Source organism: Chondromyces crocatus (assembly GCF_001189295.1).
Classification (GTDB): domain Bacteria; phylum Myxococcota_A; class Polyangia; order Polyangiales; family Polyangiaceae; genus Chondromyces; species Chondromyces crocatus.
Genome location: NZ_CP012159.1, coordinates 2768778 through 2785772 on the forward strand (window position 1 = coordinate 2768778; position 16995 = coordinate 2785772).

Below are 16995 nucleotides of genomic sequence, written 5' to 3' on the forward strand. Positions count from 1 at the left end.
CCTCGACAGAATAATCTAACTGAGTGTGGATGACGTCATACAGTGGAAGGTGTCACCGTCGCGAGTCCCTTGAGAGAAGTGCCGGCGACCGTAGAACGAAACACCGTCGTAGACTCGGACTGGCGTCGGTAACCGCTGCCCTGAAAACCGGGCAGCGGGGCAGGGCGGCGAGCGCGAACCGTGCTGCGACCCAAGCTCCGCAGACGACGGTGATTGAGATGGTCTCTCGACCTCCGAGACCTCTCGCAGTTCCCGAATGTCCACCTGGTTCGGCTAAAAGGCCGAGAGCCGCCGCTGGGCGTGTTGCTGAGAATAAGTCAGCGGGCCGCGGTGGTTCTCGCAGCCTCTCCGACCAGTGAGGCGACCGCCTTCCGGATCATGGCCGTTCGCCTCTTGAGCCCGAGCCGCTTCCACGTCTCGTCGAGGGCCGCGACGTCGGCGGCGCTCATGCGGAGCGGCAAGACTTTCACGTCGATGCTGCCGGGGAGTCGGCCGCTCGATCGGCCCGACGCGGACGCGGCCCTTCTGGGCCTAGGGTAGTTCACATCCCGAAACGCCCAACTTCGACATCAGAGGCCTCGAAACAGCCGAGAAACGGGAGGCTGGAATCTCGCTTCGAGGACTTTTTGCGATGAGAACCAGGTACTTAGCGCACGAACTTCGGTGCGGGGCTGGCCCTCCAGCGCTACCAGCGCAACGACGCGGTGGCCCGAGTCTATGGGCGCGATGCCCTCAAGCGTTGGGTCCCCGGCGCTCAGCTCATGGCGCTCGCCCTCGAACAGGATGGCCCCGCGCTCACGCTACGGGTACGCGCCCGCGAGACGACAACGGTGACAGACGTGTCAATCGGGCGGTGATCTTCGGAACCGGTTCCGGTAGAGTGGTCGACGATGTCTGCGCTCAGTTCATTGTCGTGGGAGGACACTCGGGAGCGCTACGATGAACGAATCGACGTTCATGAGGAGCTTCTGCGCCTTCACGATCAGGGGCCAAGCGATGACTTCTCGCAGTTGCTCGTCGGGCTGTCGAACCCGGCCGGGAACTACAGCGCTGCGGAGCATCATCTGGGTCCGAAAATCCTCGGTTCGAACAGCAATGTGAATCGCCGACTGCACGACTTGGCCGGCAAGTTTCGTACGCTGACCCAACCTCGAACGGTTCCGCAGCTCATTCGCGCGGCCGGCCTCTCGTACCTGGCGATCGGAGTGGGGTCGGAGGCTTCGTGCTTGATGAACCCGCGCATCTGCTGGGTCGCAAACACGCGAAGCATCTGGACCCACCTCGTGATCAAGCACGCGGACAACTTCGCCGAGGCGGACGAGGAACTGCGGCTCTATCGGGACAATGACACCTCGTCGGAGATGGCCTACAGAATTTGGGCTCATATCCATGGGCTCCTCGACACGAGCATGACACGAGTGTCCAAGGAAGGCGTCCGACTGGCTCAAGAGGAAAGAGTGGAGCCGGGACAGCTCGCCTTTCTTTGGGCGGACGCGATAGCGAGCGCCCTATACGCCGAGCACCACGGCTAAGACGTGCCCAATAAGGCTGTCGCCAGGGCTTTGCCTCCGCGAGGCATCTTGCCGCGGCCACGCTACCGGAGTTCGTCGCCTAGAGACCCGACCAGTTAGAGTGCCTAACAGAACCCGTGGCGCGCTAGCGAAGCGCGGCTACGGTTGGGGCCATGGGCAAGCAGTTGGTGCCTGACGAACTCTGGCAAAGAATCGCTCCTCTCATCCCGGCTGATCCTTCCAGGCCTCGTGGCGGGCGGCCTCGTGTTCCAGCGCGGAACGCACTCGCCGGTATCATCTTCGTGTTGAGGACGGGTATCCCTTGGGAACTTCTGCCTCAAGAGATGGGCTGTGGCAGTGGGATGACCTGCTGGCGTCGCTTGAGAGACTGGAACGAAGCAGGGGTCTGGCCGCAACTCCATCAAGCTCTGTTGGATGAGTTGGGTCGTGCCGATCGAATCTCGTGGAACCGGGCAGCTCTGGACAGCGCGAGCGTACCCGCAAAAAGGGGGGCGCGGAGATTGGACCGAACCCGACCGACCGCGGCAAAGCAGGCAGCAAACACCACATTCTTGTCGATGCGTCAGGGGTCCCACTCGCGGTCGAATTGACTGGCGCCAATGTCCACGATTCGATCCCATTCGAGCGCCTCCTAGACAAGGTGTCTCCCATCCGTCGGCCGCGTGGACGACCCCGCAAGCGTCCCTCCAAACTCCACGCTGACAAGGCCTACGACCACCGGCGATGCCGCCAAGCGTGTCGGCGTCGAGGCATCCGTGCCCGGATTGCGCGTCGAGGGATCGAGTCCTCCCAAAGGCTTGGACGTCATCGGTGGGTGGTGGAACGCACCCTCGCTTGGCTTCACCGCTTCCGACGCTTGGTGATCAGGTACGAGCGTCGGGCGGATATCCACCGTGCTTTCTTGATGTTGGGCGTAGCGCTGCTCTGCTTCAGATTCGTGTCCCGGTTCTGTTAGGCACTCTTAGACTATATTGAGCGGCGGTCATACAGCGCGACGCTCATGCACCGTGGCCGTGCAGTGCGTCAACGCATTGGCTCGATGAAACACGGTCGCTGTCTGGGCATGCGAGCGTCGAGGTTTCGCATGGGCTCGGCACATCAGCCGTTGCGCGTTCCGAGGTGGGCGTAGGGCGGCAATGTGGAGATGCGCAGGTCGTCGACCGGGCCGCCGACGGTGAAGTGGTAGAGGCTCTGGAATGTGTCTTCCTGGAGGCCACAGATCTCGTGGAAGACATCGTCGAAGTAGCAGCCGATGCCGGTAGCGCGAATGGGGGGCGTGGGCGGAGGCCAGGCGCGCGTGGGCTCGGTCTCGAGGTCGCGAGACGCTGAAGGATCACGGGATGCTGAAGGCTCGCGAGATGCTGGGTCCTTGTCGCGGTCGAGGTGCGGGGTGAGCGCTTCGGCTTCGAGGTAGAGGACCTGGCCGAGGAGTCCCGCTTCCCAGAAGAGGCGTCGGTACATCCAGGCGCCTTCGCGGCGGATCGGCGCGCCGAAGTCGGCGAGCATGCCGAGGCTGAAGGCGCCGTCGGCCGCGATGTTCTGGTGGCAGCTCACGATCTGGCTGGTGTCGCGGAGGTCGGCGTCGGCGAGGAGGTAGAAGGGGAGGTGCTCGGGGCAGCCGGCGGGGCGCTCCCAGGCGAACTCGGGGTGCATGGCGGCGCGGAGGCGGTCGTGGGCGTCCGGTGAGCGCACGAGGATGTAGAGGCCAGGCGCGAGACCGTCGACGCGGTGGACGAAGAGGACGGGGTGGATGCGCGGGGGCATGGGCCATGCGTCCCAGGGAGCGACGCCCGGCCGCGGGAGGAGTCGGTCGAGGATGGCGTAGAGGTCGGTGGCAGCAATGCGCGTTTTGCCGTCCATGGAGACGGCGCTGCGGCGGGTGGTGATGAGCGTCGCGGCCAGCGATGCGCGCGTGGATGCAAGCAGTGGGGGAAGGGGAGGCTCGGGAGAGGGCTGTGCAGCAGAGGGCTGTGCAGCGGCGGAGGGCTGCGCTTGCTGTGCGGCCATGCGGCTTGCGGGGCGGGCTGTCGCGCTGGCGACTTCTTCGATGACCTCCCACCGGGTGTGATCGCTGCTCAGCGGGTTGGGTCGGCCGGTCCAGGTGGCGCGCTGGAGGGCGCTGAGGGCGCCGTCGATGCCCTCGGTGAAGCGGGGGATGGCATCGGGCGCGATGGGGCCCGGCGCGAGGAGGAGCAAGGTGTCGGGGTGCTCGCGGTCGAGGGGGTCGAGGTCGGTGGCGTCGTCGTCGCGGTCGAGGCCGAGCAAGGTGGCGAGGCGGGTGTCGCCGAGGTCGTCGACGACGCGCGCGGACCAGCCGAGGGTGGCAGCGGCGTACCGGATCGCGGCGATGGCGTGGCCGGCGTCGTGCTGGCAGTAGCGGAACGCGCGCTCGCCGTACTTCCAGGCCTCGCGCCAGTGGATGGAGGCGAGGCCGATGAGCACGCCTCCCTCGGGGAGCAGGGCGGCGAAGGTGTGGGCGGTGGTGTCGTCGAAGGTGGCGCGGCGTTCGAGGGCGTGGTCGTGGCTGACGTAGTGGTAGACGCCTGCGGGGAGCGCGGGCGTGCTCGGGGCGATGAGGTAGCCCTCGGTGGGGTGGAGGTTGCCGCTGGAGGGGTTGCAGCGCAGCGCCCAGCGCGAGGGGCCGGAGCGCTTCCAGGCGGAGAGGCCGAGGGCGAGCTGGAAGAGGGCGGCGAGGGTGTCGAGATCAGGGGACGCGGGCGGGATGGCGCCGGGCGTGTAGAGGTCGTCGTAGCGGGCGGTGAGGCGGGCCGCGACGAGGGGGAGCTCGACGCGAGGCGCGCCCTCGTAGCGGCGGAACGGGTCGGGCTGGGTGTCCCAGTCGAGGTAGCCGAGGGAGCGCGCGTAGCGGCGGAGGTGATGCTTCGTCTGCTCGTGGTAGGCGAGCGCCCGCGCGACAGGGTGCATGCGGGGCTCGTAGTGCAGGGCGCCGGCGACGACAAACAGGCGAGCGTCGGCGAGGGAGGAGAGCGCGCGTGCGCCGTCGGCGAGGGAGGAGAGCGCGCGTGCGCCGTCGAGAAGGGAGGAGAGGCCGCGTGCGCTGGCGATGAGGGAGGAGAGGTCGCGTGCGCCGTCGAGAAGGGAGGCGCTGGCGATGAGGGAGGAGAGGTCGCGTGCGCCGTCGAGGAGGGTCGACGACGGCGCACGGTGGAGCGGTCAGGGGCCGGTGCCGACGGTCGTCGTGACGGTGGAGCTGCCCGAGCCGCCCGTGCCGCCCTGGTCACGGGGCCATGGTGCGGGGCAGCAGGATCGGGAGCAGGAGGGGCCGTCGGGCTGGTCGCAGGAGCAGTACACGGTGCCGTCGTACTTGCAGTCGCACGTCGCGCCGTTGCACTCCACCTCGTAGGTGTGCGCGCCGGTGTCGTCGCACATCATCATGCAGGTGAAGCCGCCGCTTCCGTTCGACGCGGCGCTGCCGCCGCACAGGTTGGGATCGAGGGGGCCGCCCTGAGGCGCGGGGACGCCGCAGGTCAGGCCGCCGCTCGAATCCCCGCCGGCGCCGCCCGTGCCTCCGTTGCCTTCGGAGGTGCCGCCCGCCGAGCCGCCCTCGCCGGCGCCGCCGGTGGTGGTGGTCCCGCTGCAGGCGACGATGATGCCGGCGAGGAGCAGGCCGCCGAGGTTCCAGAGTGTCTCTCGTTGCATGGGTGGGGTCTTCCTCGGCGGGCTCGTCGGGGGGGTGGGGTCACTGGGGCGGGGTGCAGAACACGCCGCGCAGCAGGCCCTCGTTGTTGCCGGGTTTGCACTCGGCGTACGCGCCGTCGTCGTTGGGGATGACGGTCACGTCGACGGCGGCGCCTTGCGAGGTCGGCGCGGTGGCCCAGACGCAGCTCACGGTCTCGCACTCGCCGGGGGCGAGGGCCTTGCTGGTGGCCGTGGCGCAGACGTTGGTGCCGCCGGCGTAGAAGCCGACGCTGAGGCCGGTGCCGATGCTGTCGGCGCCACGGTTGCAGATGGGGGCGCGCATGGTCGCGCCGGTGCCGCCGCAGCTCACGCTGATGGAGGCGCCGGCGGTGGCGTCGCCCGTGGCCGTGCCGTTCTGGTTGCCGGGCACGTTCTGGCGGAAGTTGTTCAAGGCGGGGACGGTCCAGTTCTGCACCCACTGGCTCGTCCGGGGGATGGTGCCGTCCTCGTTCACGTGGGTGACGGCGTAGGCGTGCTGGTTCCAGATGGTCCTGGAGCGCACCCACTTGTCGTTGGCGTCGGAGTAGACGCGGATGCCGGAGACGCCGGTGGGATGCGCGGCGCGGCAGGTGTTGCCGGAGCCAGGCGTCCCGGCGGGCGGCGGTGCGCAGCGGTAGCCCTCGGCGAGGCAAGCGGCGTCGTTCATGGCGCCGCAGCACTGGCCGTCGGCGGTGCAGCGGCAGAGGCCGTTGTCGCAGACGCCGGACACGCAGTCGGTGCTCTGCTCGCAGCGGAGGCCGGGGAACTGCACGTCGACGCCGTTCGCGTCGAGCATGTTGCACGCGACGCCGGCACCGCCCTGGGAGCAGGCCTTGTTCGAGGGGACGACGAGGTCGGCGCGGAAGTTGCCGTCGACGTCGGCGATGATCGGGTTCTCGTTCCAGGTGCACGACGAGCGGTACTGGCTGAAGAGCACGTCGCCGGTCTGGCCGTTGTAGACGCGGGTGAAGCACTCGTCGCCGTAGACGACCTCGCTCACGCCGTCGGCCTCGAAGTCGAAGACGCTGGAGCCGGTGACGTTGGACGAGATGTCCTGGGTCTGGCGCGACCAGGCGATGTAGCCGTTGGTCGGGCAGACGCCGCCGGGCGCGAAGTCGCAAGGGCCGGCGGAGCAGGTGCCGTTCGGCCGCGGGTTGGGGCCGCAGTCGATGTCGTAGATGGTGTAGTAGGCCTGTCCGGCGACCGCGACCTCGGGCAAGCCGTCGCCGTCGAAGTCCGAGATGGTGGGCGGGCCGCCGCCGCCAGCGCCAGGCACCGCGGTGGGGGGCTGGGCATAGACGCCGTCGCGCGCGTAGACGGTGACGGTGTGGCTGCCGGAGACGGAGCGCACCACGACGATCTCGGGCGAGTTCGCGGGGATGCCGGCGCCGCCGTACGCGCCGAAGTCGGCGAGGGCGACGTGGCCGGGCACGGCCGGGTTCGCGCCGGGGAAGTAGCTCTCCATCACCCAGCCGGTGGGGGTCCACTCCCAGATGAAGTCGCCGTTCGTGGTCTCGATGGCGGGGTCGTCGTCGAGGTTGGCGACGATGGGGAACATGCCCTGCGAGTAGTTCAGGTAGCCCGGGGGGTTGCCGGTGATGAACGCGCCGGTGGCGCTGAAGACGGCGCCTTCGCGGAGGACCTCGGGGATGCCGTCGTCGTCGAGGTCGTGGATGGCGGGACCCGACCAGCCGTACGTGCAGCGGCGGTTGGCGGTGTTGCAGGGGGTCCAGTTCACGCCGCCCGGGTAGGGGGACTTCCAGAGGAGCTGCCAGTTGCCGGCCTTGCGCGTGAAGGCCAGCATGGACCCGTCGGCGCCGTAAGCGACGATCTCCGCGCTGCCGTCGCCGTCGAGATCGCCGGCGGCGAGCGAGGCCGAGGAGACGATCCAGTCGATGGTGCCGTCGCCGTCGAGATCGGTGCCGCCGAGGTTGGCTTCGAGGGTGCAGTTGGTGCCGCGCAGGACGCGGATCACGCCGAGGTCCTCGGTGTAGCCGTTGTTGACCGTCGCGGTGAACGTCGCGGCGATGCTGGGCGGGCCCGAGTCGGCGGGGACGTTGAAGTTGACGACGATCGGGGTGCCTTGCACGTCGACGTGGCCAGGGAAGGCGTCACCGTCCGGCGCGGCGCTGAACTCGCACTTCATCTTCGGCGAGAAGATGCCGGGCGCGATCACGTTGATGCACTGGTCGTCGTTCGACGGCATCGCGCCTTCCCAGGGCAAGCAGCCCTCGGCGGCGACGCAGTAGGTGTCGTTCGAGCAGTCGTTGTCGTTGGTACACGGGGTGAGCGGTACGCAGGTGCCGTGCGAGCAGATGTTCCCCTGCTCGCAGGGCTCGGTGCACTCCACCTGGGGCGTGTTGCCGCCACCAGGGCCGACGGGGAAGAGGCCGCCTCCTTCGCCGCCGCTCCCGTCTCCGCCCACGCCTCCGGCGCCTCCGGTGTTGGCGGGGTTCTGGCCATCGTCGCTGCCGCAGCCGCAGCCAGGCATGGTGGCCATCGAGCCCAGCGTCACCGCACCGAGCAGGATCAACCAGTGATGTCGTCGCCTACCCATCGGCGAAGCTCCTTCGAGAAGGTGAGGGGTCGAGTCGAGCGACCCGGGTCACGGGTGGGGAGAAAGGAAGCAGACACTGTGCCTCAACCGCAGGACAGGCGAAAGGGGCGGTTGCGATCGGCGCCTCTTCCCGCTGGTGGTCATTTCATGCCAGGGTGCGCGCGTGCCCTGGGTTCGTGCGCGTCTTCGTGGTCAGGTGGTTTACGCTCGTTCCGACGCCGCTGGCGCGCTGCACGCCGAGAATGGGCGGGTGGAGATCCGCTACAAGCCGAACGACGGGCGTCGTTACGAGGCGCGTCCGGACAACCTGGAAGTCGTCGCTGGGGCGCCACTCCCCGACGATACCTGCGGTCCCGCAGAGGCGGTGCGCAAGGCCGAGAAGGGGGCTGCCGCAGAGGCGGGCGGTGGGACGGCGACCGGACGCACAGGCTCCGCGCGTCGTGGCGCGAGCGGAGGCGTGTCGTCTGCGCCCATTCCGGAAGGGGCGGTCACCGCGTACGCGGACGGCGCCTGCTCGGGAAACCCCGGGCCTGCGGGCCTGGGCGTGACGATGAAGGATGGCGACCGCACCGTCGAACTGAGCGAATACCTCGGCGTGGGGACGAACAACATCGCCGAGCTGACGGCCATCCTGCGTGTTCTCCAGGAAGTGACGGACGCGGCCCGGGGGATGGTGATCTATACGGACAGCCAGTACTCCATCGGCGTGCTCCAGAAAGGCTGGAAGGCCAAGGCGAACGTGGAGCTGGTGGACGAGCTGCGGCGCACGCTGAAAACGCGGACGAACACGCAGATCCGCTATGTGCCTGGTCACTCGGGTCACGCTGGCAACGAGCGCGCCGACGAGCTGGCGCGCGAGGCGGTTCGTACCCGCAAATCACGCCGTTTCGAGCAGCCCCCTCCCGCCGCCCAGTGAGCTGAAGTGCGGATCTCTCGGTCGGGCCGTGGCGCTCCGCGGGGGGTCACCAGCGACGGGCTTCGCGGCGCGTCACCAGCGGCGCGCTTCGGTGTAGATTGCGCCGCATGAGCGAAGCCGCGCCGCCTCTCGGAGCAAGACGACGACCTCTCGTGCTCTGTGTCCTCGATGGGCTCGGTGAGCGCTCCGAGACCGAGGGCAACGCGGTGGCGCGCGCGCAGACTCCCCGGCTGACGGCGCTCGCGGAGGCGTATCCGCGGACGACGCTCGCGGCGAGCGGCGTGGACGTGGGGCTGCCGGAGGGGCTCACGGGGTGCAGCGCGTCCGGGCATCTGAACCTGGGCGCTGGTCGGGTGCCGCGCTCCGAGCGCTCGCGCATCGACGAGGCGCTGGCTGCGGAGAAGCTGGCGACCAACGAGGTCCTCGCGCACACGTTCACCATCGCCAAGGAGATCCTGAACAGCAGGCTGCACCTGTTCTGTCTCGTGTCGGGTTCGGACGTGCACGCGTCGCGTGCGCACCTGCACGAGGTGATCCGGATGGCGCAGTTCTTCGAGGTCCAGGTGGTGCTGCACGTGTTCCTCGACGGCCGTCAGCCGTCGCCGCGCAGCGCCTGGGAGCTTCTGGAGCCGATCGAGGACATGCTGAAGGGGACGGGGGTCATCGGTACGCTGTCGGGGCGGTACTACGCGATGGATCGCGACGGGCGCTGGGATCGCGCGAGGAAGGCGTACGAGGCGATCGTGCGCGGGCCTGCGGAGCGGTCCGCTTCCGTCTTCGAGGCGCTGCAAGAGGCGTACGCCATGGGGCTCACGGAGGAGCGCATCGAGCCGGTGCGCATCGGGGACTACGAGGGGATGCAGGGCAGCTTCATGGCGGACTTCTCGTCGAAGACGCCGAGCTGGGAGTGGTTCGGTGAGGAGGTGGGGCTGTCACTCAACGTGCGCGCGGATCGGCTGCGTCAGCTCTCGGCGATGTTCGTGCGTCGGAACGTCCCCGAGGAGGTGCTGGAGTGGCTGAGCGATCGGGGCAGGGCGATGTACGCGTTCCAGGAGCACTGCTTCAGGACGCTGACGGAGCACGATCCGGCGCTGCAGCTCCCGACGGCGTTTCCGAGGGAGCACGTGACGGAGTCGCTCGGTGAGGTGATCGCGGCGGCGGGGCTCAAGCAGCTCCGGTGTGGAGAGTCGGAGAAGGCGGCGCACGTGACGTGGATGTTCAGCGGTGGGCGCGAGACGCCGTTCGAGGGGGAGGAGCGGCGGATCCTGCCTTCGCCCCGGGACGTGGCGAGCCACGTGGAGCGTCCGGAGATGAACGCCACGGCGGTGGCGGCGGAGACGGCCGCTGCGGTGAAGAGCGGTGCGTACGACTTCATCCTGGTCAACTTCGCGAACCCGGACGTGCTCGGTCACACCGGCAACCTCGACGTGGCCACGCGCGCGGTGGAGGCGGTGGACGCGGCCGTGGGGGTGATCGCGGACGCGGTGCTCGCGGGGGACGGGGTGCTGATGGTGACGTCGGCGCACGGGAACTGCGAGGAGATGCTGGACGAGGAGGGGAGGCCCCACGCGGATCACACGAGGAACCCGGTGCCGTTCCACTACGTGAGCGCAAGCGAGCCGGGGATCGGGCTGCGGTCGGGGGGGCGTCTGGAAGACGTCGCGCCGACGCTGCTGGAGCTTCTGGGACTGCCACAGCCTGCGGTGATGACGGGGCGCTCGCTCCGCGTCCGCGTGTAGACGGCTCGTGACGGACGAGAGACGGCTGGGCCCGTACCGGCTCCGAAGCGAGGTCGCGACAGGCGCGTTCACCGTGACCTTCCGCGCCGAGCACGTGGAGCTGGGGCGCGAGGTGCAGATCAAGACGCTGAAGGCGTCCGTGGCGCGGGGTGGGCCGCTCGCTGCGGGGCTGGAGCGTGAGGCGAAGATCCTGGGTCGGCTCGACCATCCCGGGATCGTGACCATCCAGGATGTGCTGCGCGAGGAGGGGGGCCTCGGGCTGGTGCTGGAGCCGGTCGCGGGGCCGACGCTCGCGGCGGTGCTGGGGCGGGTGAAGCGGCTGGGGCCGGACGAGGCGGCGGCCATCGCGGCGCAGCTCGCGCGCGCGGTGGGGCACCTGCATCAGCGGGGGGTCGTTCACTGCGGGCTCGCGCCGGAGATCGTGGCGGTGACGCCGGCGGGCGGGGTGAAGATCCTCGACCTGTCGACGGCGCGGGAGCCGGGGCGGGGGGGTGAAGAAGAGCCATTCGAGGCGCTGGAGCTGGCGCGCCCGGATCTGATGGCGCCGGAGCAGATCCTGGGGGAGCGGCCGCAGCCGGCGGTGGACGTGTTCGCGCTCGGCGTGCTGCTGCACCAGATGATCGCGGGGGAAGGTCCGTTCGGGCCCGCGCAGGCGGAGGGGCGGAGCGCGGCGCACCGGGTCCGGAGGGAGCCTCCGCGCCCGCTGCGCGCGGTGGTGCCCGAGGTCTCGCGCGGTCTGGAGCTGCTGGTGCTGCGGTGCCTGGAGAAGGAGCCGGACCAGCGCTACGCGAACGGGAATGCGGTGGTCGCGGCGCTCGAAGAGATCCTCGCGGAGCGCGGGTTCGCGCCGGGGGCAGAGTCGGCGCTCGTCGCGAAGGCGCTCTCGGGGGCGAAGCTGGAGGGGCTCGGTGGGGGGGCCACACAGCGAGGTGGAGCGAAGCCCGCGCTCGAGCCAGCGCGGCTCCCGGTGCCCGTGCCGCGGGCTCCGCTCATCGTCGAGGCGCGGCCGCTGCTGGTGGTGTTCGCGCTCATCGTGGTGGGGGGGGCCGCCATCGAGCTGGGGCTGCGGGATCACGATGAGCCGGACGCGCCCGGGCTTGCGGAGGCTGCGGATCGGGCGACGGGGCCGCGGGGGTACCTGCGGGTGCTGGCCAAGCCGTGGGCGGAGGTCTTCCTCGATGGGGACCTGGTCGACGTGACGCCCATCGCGCGATCGATCCCCGTGCTGCCGGGGCGGCACTACGTGACGTTCCGCCACCCGAACGCGCCCGAGGACAAGCGGGAGGTGGTCATCGCGGCGGGGCAGACGGTGCTGCTCGACGTCACGCTGAAGATCGACCGCGCCATGCCGGACGCCGGTGTGGATGCCGGGGCGCAAGACGACTCGCCCTGAGGGGGGTGGAGGGCTGGCCGGCGTGCCGTGACGCGCCCGAGGGCGAGGGAGGGGCGCTGGGGGCGCTGGCAGTGCTGGCGGTGCTGGGAGCGCTGGGGGTGCTGGAGGCGCTGGCGCTCAGGCCATGACGCGCGGTGCTTCCGCGGGGATGCCGGTGAGCGCCCAGGCGTCGGCGCAGGTCTGTGCGCGGAAGGTCTCCAGCTCCTCGGGGGAAGGGCCCCAGGTGTAGCGGCCGGCTTCGTAGCCGTCGCGCAGGATGCCGCGGTCGGCGAGGGCGAGGTAGGCGTCGGTGATGGTCGGCAGGTGCGCGCTCGGGTAAGCGCCCACGAGGGCCTGGGGGCCGGCGTAGTCCAGGGAGCGGCCGGGAGTCCCGAGGCGCTGTGCGACGAGCGCGTAGTCGAGCGCGATGGGGCCGAACAGCGCCGAGACGACCTGCTTCACGCGCGGATCGGCGACGTCTTCGGGAGGGGTGGCGCGGCTGTACCAGCCGTGGCGCGTGGTGTGATCCCGCACGACCAGGCTGTGGGGGAGCAGGGCGCGGGCGTCGTCGTGGAACCAGTGCATCCACTGGTTGCGCAGGGACTGCTGGAAGGCTGGCGACGAGACGGTGGGCACGGCGAGGTCGCTGTCCAGCACGCGGCCGCCGCGGCGCCGGATGGCGTCGGCGAGCCAGGCTTCGTCGACGCCGGGCAGCGCGGCGTTCTCCAGGAAGGTCCGCAGGTGGAAGCTCGTCGCGGCGGTGTGACGGAGCTGCTCGGACACGATGGACTTCGCGAGGCCGCGCACGTCGCTCGAGGTGTCGAGCGGGAGGGGTTCGCCGCAGGCGAGGTGGATGCGGCCGAGCTGCACCTCGTCCCGCGCCATCTGCGAGAGCCACCGGAGGATCGCGGTCAGGGACATCCGGGAGCGCCTGCCGCCGGACAGTTCGCGTTCGAACGAGCTCTCCTCGGGCACGCGGTCGTAGGAGATGGCGATGGGGAGGACGACGAACTTCCGCCCCGTCGCCTGGAGCGCGCGCAAGAGGCCGCGGCGGGGGACGAGCGCCTGGCGGGAGCGGCTGCGCTGGCCTTCGATGAAGAACATCACCGAGGCCTCGCGCGCGACGAGCCGGCGCAGGGCGTCGCTGACCTCGTGGACCTCCTTGCCCACGCCCCGGCGCACGTAGAACGCCTGCGAGCGCTGCAAGAGGCGCCCCACGAGGGGGATGCGGGAGAACTCCTCGGCGGCGGCGATGTGGGGCACGGGGATCTCCAGCTCGGGGTGCTGGAAGCACAGGTAGCTCGACAGGAGGAAGTCGAAGTAGCTGCGGTGCGACGGCGCGAGGATGAACAGGGCGTCGTCGGGCATCGACGCGGCGGCCCTGCGGAACGAGGGGCGGTCGAAGGTGACCGCCGTCGTGCAGCGCCGCAGCGTCTTGCGCAGCCCGTACCCCAGCGTCCGGATCGCCCAGTTGCCGTGGGGTTTGTCGAGCGACCACATGAGGTCCAGGCGACCGTCGTCGTGGACCCGTCCCGCGAGCCTCTCCTCCGTTGCTTGCCCGTGCATCGTGCCCTCCGTGATCAGCCTTCGCCGCGCTCGATCTGGATCTGCCCGAGCACGCCGTGGTTCGCGGCCCCGAAGAGGTTCTCGGGATCCACGGCCTGCTTCACCTGCTTCGCGAACTCGCGCGAGCCCTCGGAGTAGATCTCCTTCACGAAGTCCTGCCGGATCTTGCCCACGCCGTGGTGGTGCGAGAGCGAGCCTCCGGACGCGAGGATCTCTTCGCGGGCGGCGTGCTCCATCTCGCTGTAGTGGCGCACGGGGTCGTCGACGCCCTTCGCGTAGAAGCCCATGTAGAAGTAGATGCACACGCCGGTCGGGTAGACCTGGGTGATGCGGCCGGTGAAGAACGGCTTGCCGGGCAGGCGGCGCTGCTCGTGCTCGCGCAGGACGCGGCGGTGGACGCGATCGTACAGCTCCAGCGCGCGGCTCCAGGGCACGCTGGTCTCGAAGCTCTCGGCGATCGCCCAGTGCTCGAAGGTGAGGTCGCGGATGTAGGCGATGCCGAAGGTGAGCTGGTAGCCGCGCTCGCCGTTGGTGGCGCCGGCCTTCATGCCGCCGTGGCGCTCGGCGATGCGGTAGAGGGTCGACTCCTGGAAGTCGACTTCCTCCTTCGTCCCTTCGAAGACGATGGTGGCGACGACCATGCGGTTGGGGTCGTAGCCCTTCACCTTGGTGACGACGAGCTTCTCGGCGGTGCTCTTCACCTTCGCGAGGACGCCGGCCGCCTTGGGCTTCAGCGCTTGCCCGAAGTGGAACTGGGTGTTGTCCATGACGCGGACGCTGGACGGCACCGCGCCCGACTGCTGGAGGTCGTAGAGGAAGGCGAGGCCTCGCTCGAGGTCGGGGAGGAGGACGCTGCCGTACCGCTGCACCTCGGGGACGGGGAAGAGCTTCACGACGGCGGTGGTGACGATGCCGTAGTTGCCCTCGCTGCCGAACATGAAGTTCTTCGGGTTCGAGCCGACGCTCTCGCGGGGGGCGACCTGGGGGCGCTCGACGACGCCGCGGGCGGTGACGACCTGCATGTCGAGGACGAGGTCCTCGATGTTGCCGTAGCGGTTCTTCTTCATGCCGCTGGCATTCGTGGCGATCCAGCCGCCGAGCGTGGAGAACTCCAGGCTGTCGGGCTCGTGGCCCATGGTCATGCCGTGCTTGGCCAGCTCGGCGACGATGTGCCGGCCGGTGGCGCCCGCCTCGATGCAGGCCATGCGGTTCACGGTGTCGATCCAGAGGACCTTGTTCATGCGGCGCATGTCGACGGCGATGACGACGCGCTGCTCGTCGATCGAGAGGCGGAGGGCGTCGGTCACGTTCGTGCCGCCGCCGAAGGGGATGAGGCAGGCGCCGTGCTTCTTCGCCACGTCGGTCAGCTTCACGACCTCGTCGTGCGAGAGGGGGAAGACGACGAGGTCCGGCACGCGGTCGAGGTGCTCGTAACGGATGGCCCAGATCTCCGCGCCGGTGTGGCCGTGGCCGCGGCGGAGGCGCACCAGGTCGTCGGTCGAGACCTGGTCTTCGTCGAGGAAGGTGCGCAGCTCGTCGATGAGCGCGGTGGCTTCGCGCGCTGCGGGCACGGCCGGCGGGTAGTGCGGCTCGTTGCGGTTGCCGTAGGACAGGGGCGCGGAGAGGATCCCCGAGATCCACGGGAGCAGGGAGGGCAGCTCCACGTTGCTGATGTTGTAGCGATCCCCGGTCAGGACGACGCTGCCGTTCGGCTTCACGACGAAGCGGGTGTCGGCGAAGCCCCAGCCGTCCTTGCTCTCGTCGTCCAGGGGAAGGGCGGCGGGGGGCGGCGTGATGCGGGTGACGGGCGCCCTCGACCCGCGGGGCGGGAGGTTGGCGGAAGCGGGAGGGGGTGCTGCGTCGCGTTTTCCGTGAGCCATCGCGGGGGAGCCTCTCGACCGAGAGTCACCCCGATGGCCCGGGTCGAGACCGGCCACCGGGGGACAGGCTAGGGCGGGCGACACACCCACCGCCATGGACCTGTCAGGTGGCGGTCGGGACCGTAACACGAATCCGGAAGGTGGTAACACCGGGTGCCATGGTCACAGACGACGCCCTGTTACCACTGCTGACCGCCGAACGTCGACCGCTGCACGCACGCTCGCGTGCGGTGCGAAGGCGCGTCGACAGCCGCGAAAGCAAGGCGACGGCGTCGTTGCGGGTTGCCGCGCTGCGTCAGTCGGCCTTGCCCTGCCGCAGCCGTTCCAGGGCGATCAGCGGGCGCTGACGCTTCTCGTGCAGCTCGCCCCGGCACGCACCGCTGCCTCGATCCAGGGCGCGACAGCAGTCGGGCCGCGCCTCGTAGATCGAGCAGAGGAACCGGCCTTCCTGTGGATCCAGCTTCAGCGCGGAGCAGTGCCCCTCGTCGAGGCGCATGTAGCAGCGGTTGCCGATGAAGTGGGTCAGCGCTCGCGCGCGGTCGTCCATCCGGTCGTGATCCACGCCGAAGACGCGGATGTACTCGGGGAGTGTCGAGAAGCAGCACGCCCCGCAGAACGTGCAGTCTTCGGGGACGACCACGTCGTCGGGACGCATGGGCTTGCGGATCAGAGGCGAACGTCGAGGTGGGACCGGCGCTTGAGCCCGTCGAGCCATCGCCGGCGCGCCTTCATCATGGTCTCTTGCTGGATGCGCTGGAGGAGTTCGTTCTGCGCGGCCTCGATGGTCGTGTAGCGCGAGGGCTGGCGGCTCAGGAGCTTCAAGATCACGATGCCGTCGCCCGCGCGGCGCGGTGCAGCCACCTGACCCGGCTCCAGCGTCATCAGCGCGCTCTCCAGGGCGGCATCCATGACCGGGCGTCGATTGCTCGTCGCCGCTTCGCTGCCGCGTGGCGCACGGATGCCGAGGTCGCCGCCGGCCTCGCGCGTCGCGGTGTCGTCGGAGAACTGTCGGGCCAGCGCCGCGAAGTCTTCGCCCCGCTTGATCCGTTCGGCGAGGGAGCGCGCGAGCGCCATGCGCTCTTCGACGGCGTCGGGGCTGGAGCCCGGGTAGACGCGGAGCACGATCCAGGCGGGGTGGTACTCGCGACGCCGCATCTCGGCCTTCACGACGCGATCGAACGCAGAGGAGAGATCCTGGTCGGTGACGCGCATCCGGTTCTTGGTCCGGAGCTGGAGCATCTTGCCTTCGAGGATCTGTCGGCGCAGCTCGTCGCGGTACTCTTGCTCGGTGAGGCCGGACGACTCGGCGGCGAGCTTCACGATGCCGGCGGGGGTGGTGCCCTGCGAGACGGCGAGGTTGCGGATTGCGTTCTCCAGCTCTTCCGAGGTGACGGAGATGTTGGCTTTCTCCGCCGCCTGGGTGATGAGTTCGTCCTCGATCATCTTTTCCATGAGATCGCGGAAGATCTGCGATTCAGCCGCGGCTTGCTGCGCGCCCGGTGGCACCCGCTGATGCACCTGGATGAGGAACGGGCGCGCGCGGCGCCGCAGCTCCGAGAGCAAGATCGGCCGATCGCCCACGACCGCGACGATGCGCTCGACCACGATGGCGTCTGCGATCGTGGCGCCGGACAGCGAAGCGAGGAGCAATCCAGCGACGGCGAGGTGACGGAGACGGCGCATCCAGACCGCTGCCTACCACATGGATCCGGCTGGATCCAGACATCGAGCATGCCTGGCGCACGCACGCGCGGC

Annotated in this window: 14 protein-coding genes; 6 read left to right on the top strand and 8 right to left on the bottom strand. The window is 69.5% G+C overall.

What is annotated here, in order from left to right; translation table 11 throughout:
• Positions 1 to 317: 317 nt before the first annotated feature.
• Positions 318 to 470 carry a hypothetical protein gene (locus CMC5_RS44225; protein WP_156338424.1) on the bottom strand — a complete coding sequence of 51 codons (153 nt, stop codon included), beginning with the start codon at positions 468 to 470 and terminating at the stop codon, positions 318 to 320.
• Between the two features lie 420 nt (positions 471 to 890).
• Between CMC5_RS44225 and CMC5_RS10305 the strand changes: the two genes are divergently transcribed.
• Positions 891 to 1532, top strand: coding sequence for a hypothetical protein (locus CMC5_RS10305; protein WP_156338425.1), 642 nt, complete (start codon positions 891 to 893; stop codon positions 1530 to 1532).
• 152 nt (positions 1533 to 1684) lie between these two features.
• Positions 1685 to 2487, top strand: a protein-coding gene (locus CMC5_RS42290; protein ID WP_156338426.1) for an IS5 family transposase whose coding sequence is annotated in 2 segments (ribosomal slippage) — positions 1685 to 2009 and positions 2009 to 2487 — 804 coding nt in all. Because the reading frame shifts where the segments join, the coding sequence is not laid out codon by codon here.
• Positions 2488 to 2630: 143 nt separating this feature from the next.
• Here CMC5_RS42290 and CMC5_RS10310 read toward each other — a convergent pair.
• The 3 genes from CMC5_RS10310 to CMC5_RS10320 form a co-directional block, all read right to left on the bottom strand.
• Entirely contained in the window at positions 2631 to 4457 is a 1827-nt protein-coding gene (locus tag CMC5_RS10310) for a nitroreductase family protein (protein WP_050430236.1), read from the bottom strand.
• A gap of 249 nt (positions 4458 to 4706) precedes the next feature.
• Positions 4707 to 5192, bottom strand: coding sequence for a hypothetical protein (locus CMC5_RS10315; protein ID WP_050430237.1), 486 nt, complete (start codon positions 5190 to 5192; stop codon positions 4707 to 4709).
• 40 nt (positions 5193 to 5232) lie between these two features.
• A complete protein-coding gene (locus CMC5_RS10320; RefSeq protein WP_156338427.1) occupies positions 5233 to 7767 on the bottom strand; it encodes an FG-GAP repeat domain-containing protein in 2535 nt (844 codons plus the stop codon).
• Positions 7768 to 7963: 196 nt separating this feature from the next.
• On the opposite strand from CMC5_RS10320, the gene CMC5_RS10325 reads away from it, so the two are divergent.
• From CMC5_RS10325 to CMC5_RS48415, 4 genes are all read left to right on the top strand, one after another.
• On the top strand, positions 7964 to 8683 hold the full coding sequence (locus CMC5_RS10325; protein WP_245678390.1) for a ribonuclease HI: 720 nt from the start codon (positions 7964 to 7966) through the stop codon (positions 8681 to 8683).
• 107 nt (positions 8684 to 8790) lie between these two features.
• A complete protein-coding gene (gpmI, locus tag CMC5_RS10330) occupies positions 8791 to 10422 on the top strand; it encodes a 2,3-bisphosphoglycerate-independent phosphoglycerate mutase (RefSeq protein WP_050430239.1) in 1632 nt (543 codons plus the stop codon).
• A gap of 7 nt (positions 10423 to 10429) precedes the next feature.
• Complete coding sequence (locus CMC5_RS10335; RefSeq protein WP_050430240.1) at positions 10430 to 11815, top strand: serine/threonine protein kinase; 1386 nt, start codon at positions 10430 to 10432, stop codon at positions 11813 to 11815.
• A gap of 5 nt (positions 11816 to 11820) precedes the next feature.
• Entirely contained in the window at positions 11821 to 11943 is a 123-nt protein-coding gene (locus tag CMC5_RS48415) for a hypothetical protein (protein WP_281180845.1), read from the top strand.
• Here the strand turns inward: CMC5_RS48415 and CMC5_RS10340 are convergent.
• The 4 genes from CMC5_RS10340 to CMC5_RS10355 form a co-directional block, all read right to left on the bottom strand.
• Positions 11933 to 13360, bottom strand: coding sequence for a 1-acyl-sn-glycerol-3-phosphate acyltransferase (locus CMC5_RS10340; RefSeq protein ID WP_050430241.1), 1428 nt, complete (start codon positions 13358 to 13360; stop codon positions 11933 to 11935). The two genes, CMC5_RS48415 and CMC5_RS10340, sit on opposite strands and share 11 nt — an antisense overlap.
• Positions 13361 to 13374: 14 nt before the next feature.
• Positions 13375 to 15240, bottom strand: a complete 1866-nt coding sequence (locus tag CMC5_RS10345; RefSeq protein WP_050430242.1) for an FAD-binding oxidoreductase — start codon at positions 15238 to 15240, stop codon at positions 13375 to 13377.
• A gap of 295 nt (positions 15241 to 15535) precedes the next feature.
• Positions 15536 to 15895 carry a YkgJ family cysteine cluster protein gene (locus tag CMC5_RS10350; protein WP_050430243.1) on the bottom strand — a complete coding sequence of 120 codons (360 nt, stop codon included), beginning with the start codon at positions 15893 to 15895 and terminating at the stop codon, positions 15536 to 15538.
• Between the two features lie 11 nt (positions 15896 to 15906).
• Positions 15907 to 16923, bottom strand: coding sequence for a peptidylprolyl isomerase (locus CMC5_RS10355; protein ID WP_050430244.1), 1017 nt, complete (start codon positions 16921 to 16923; stop codon positions 15907 to 15909).
• Positions 16924 to 16995: the final 72 nt, after the last annotated feature.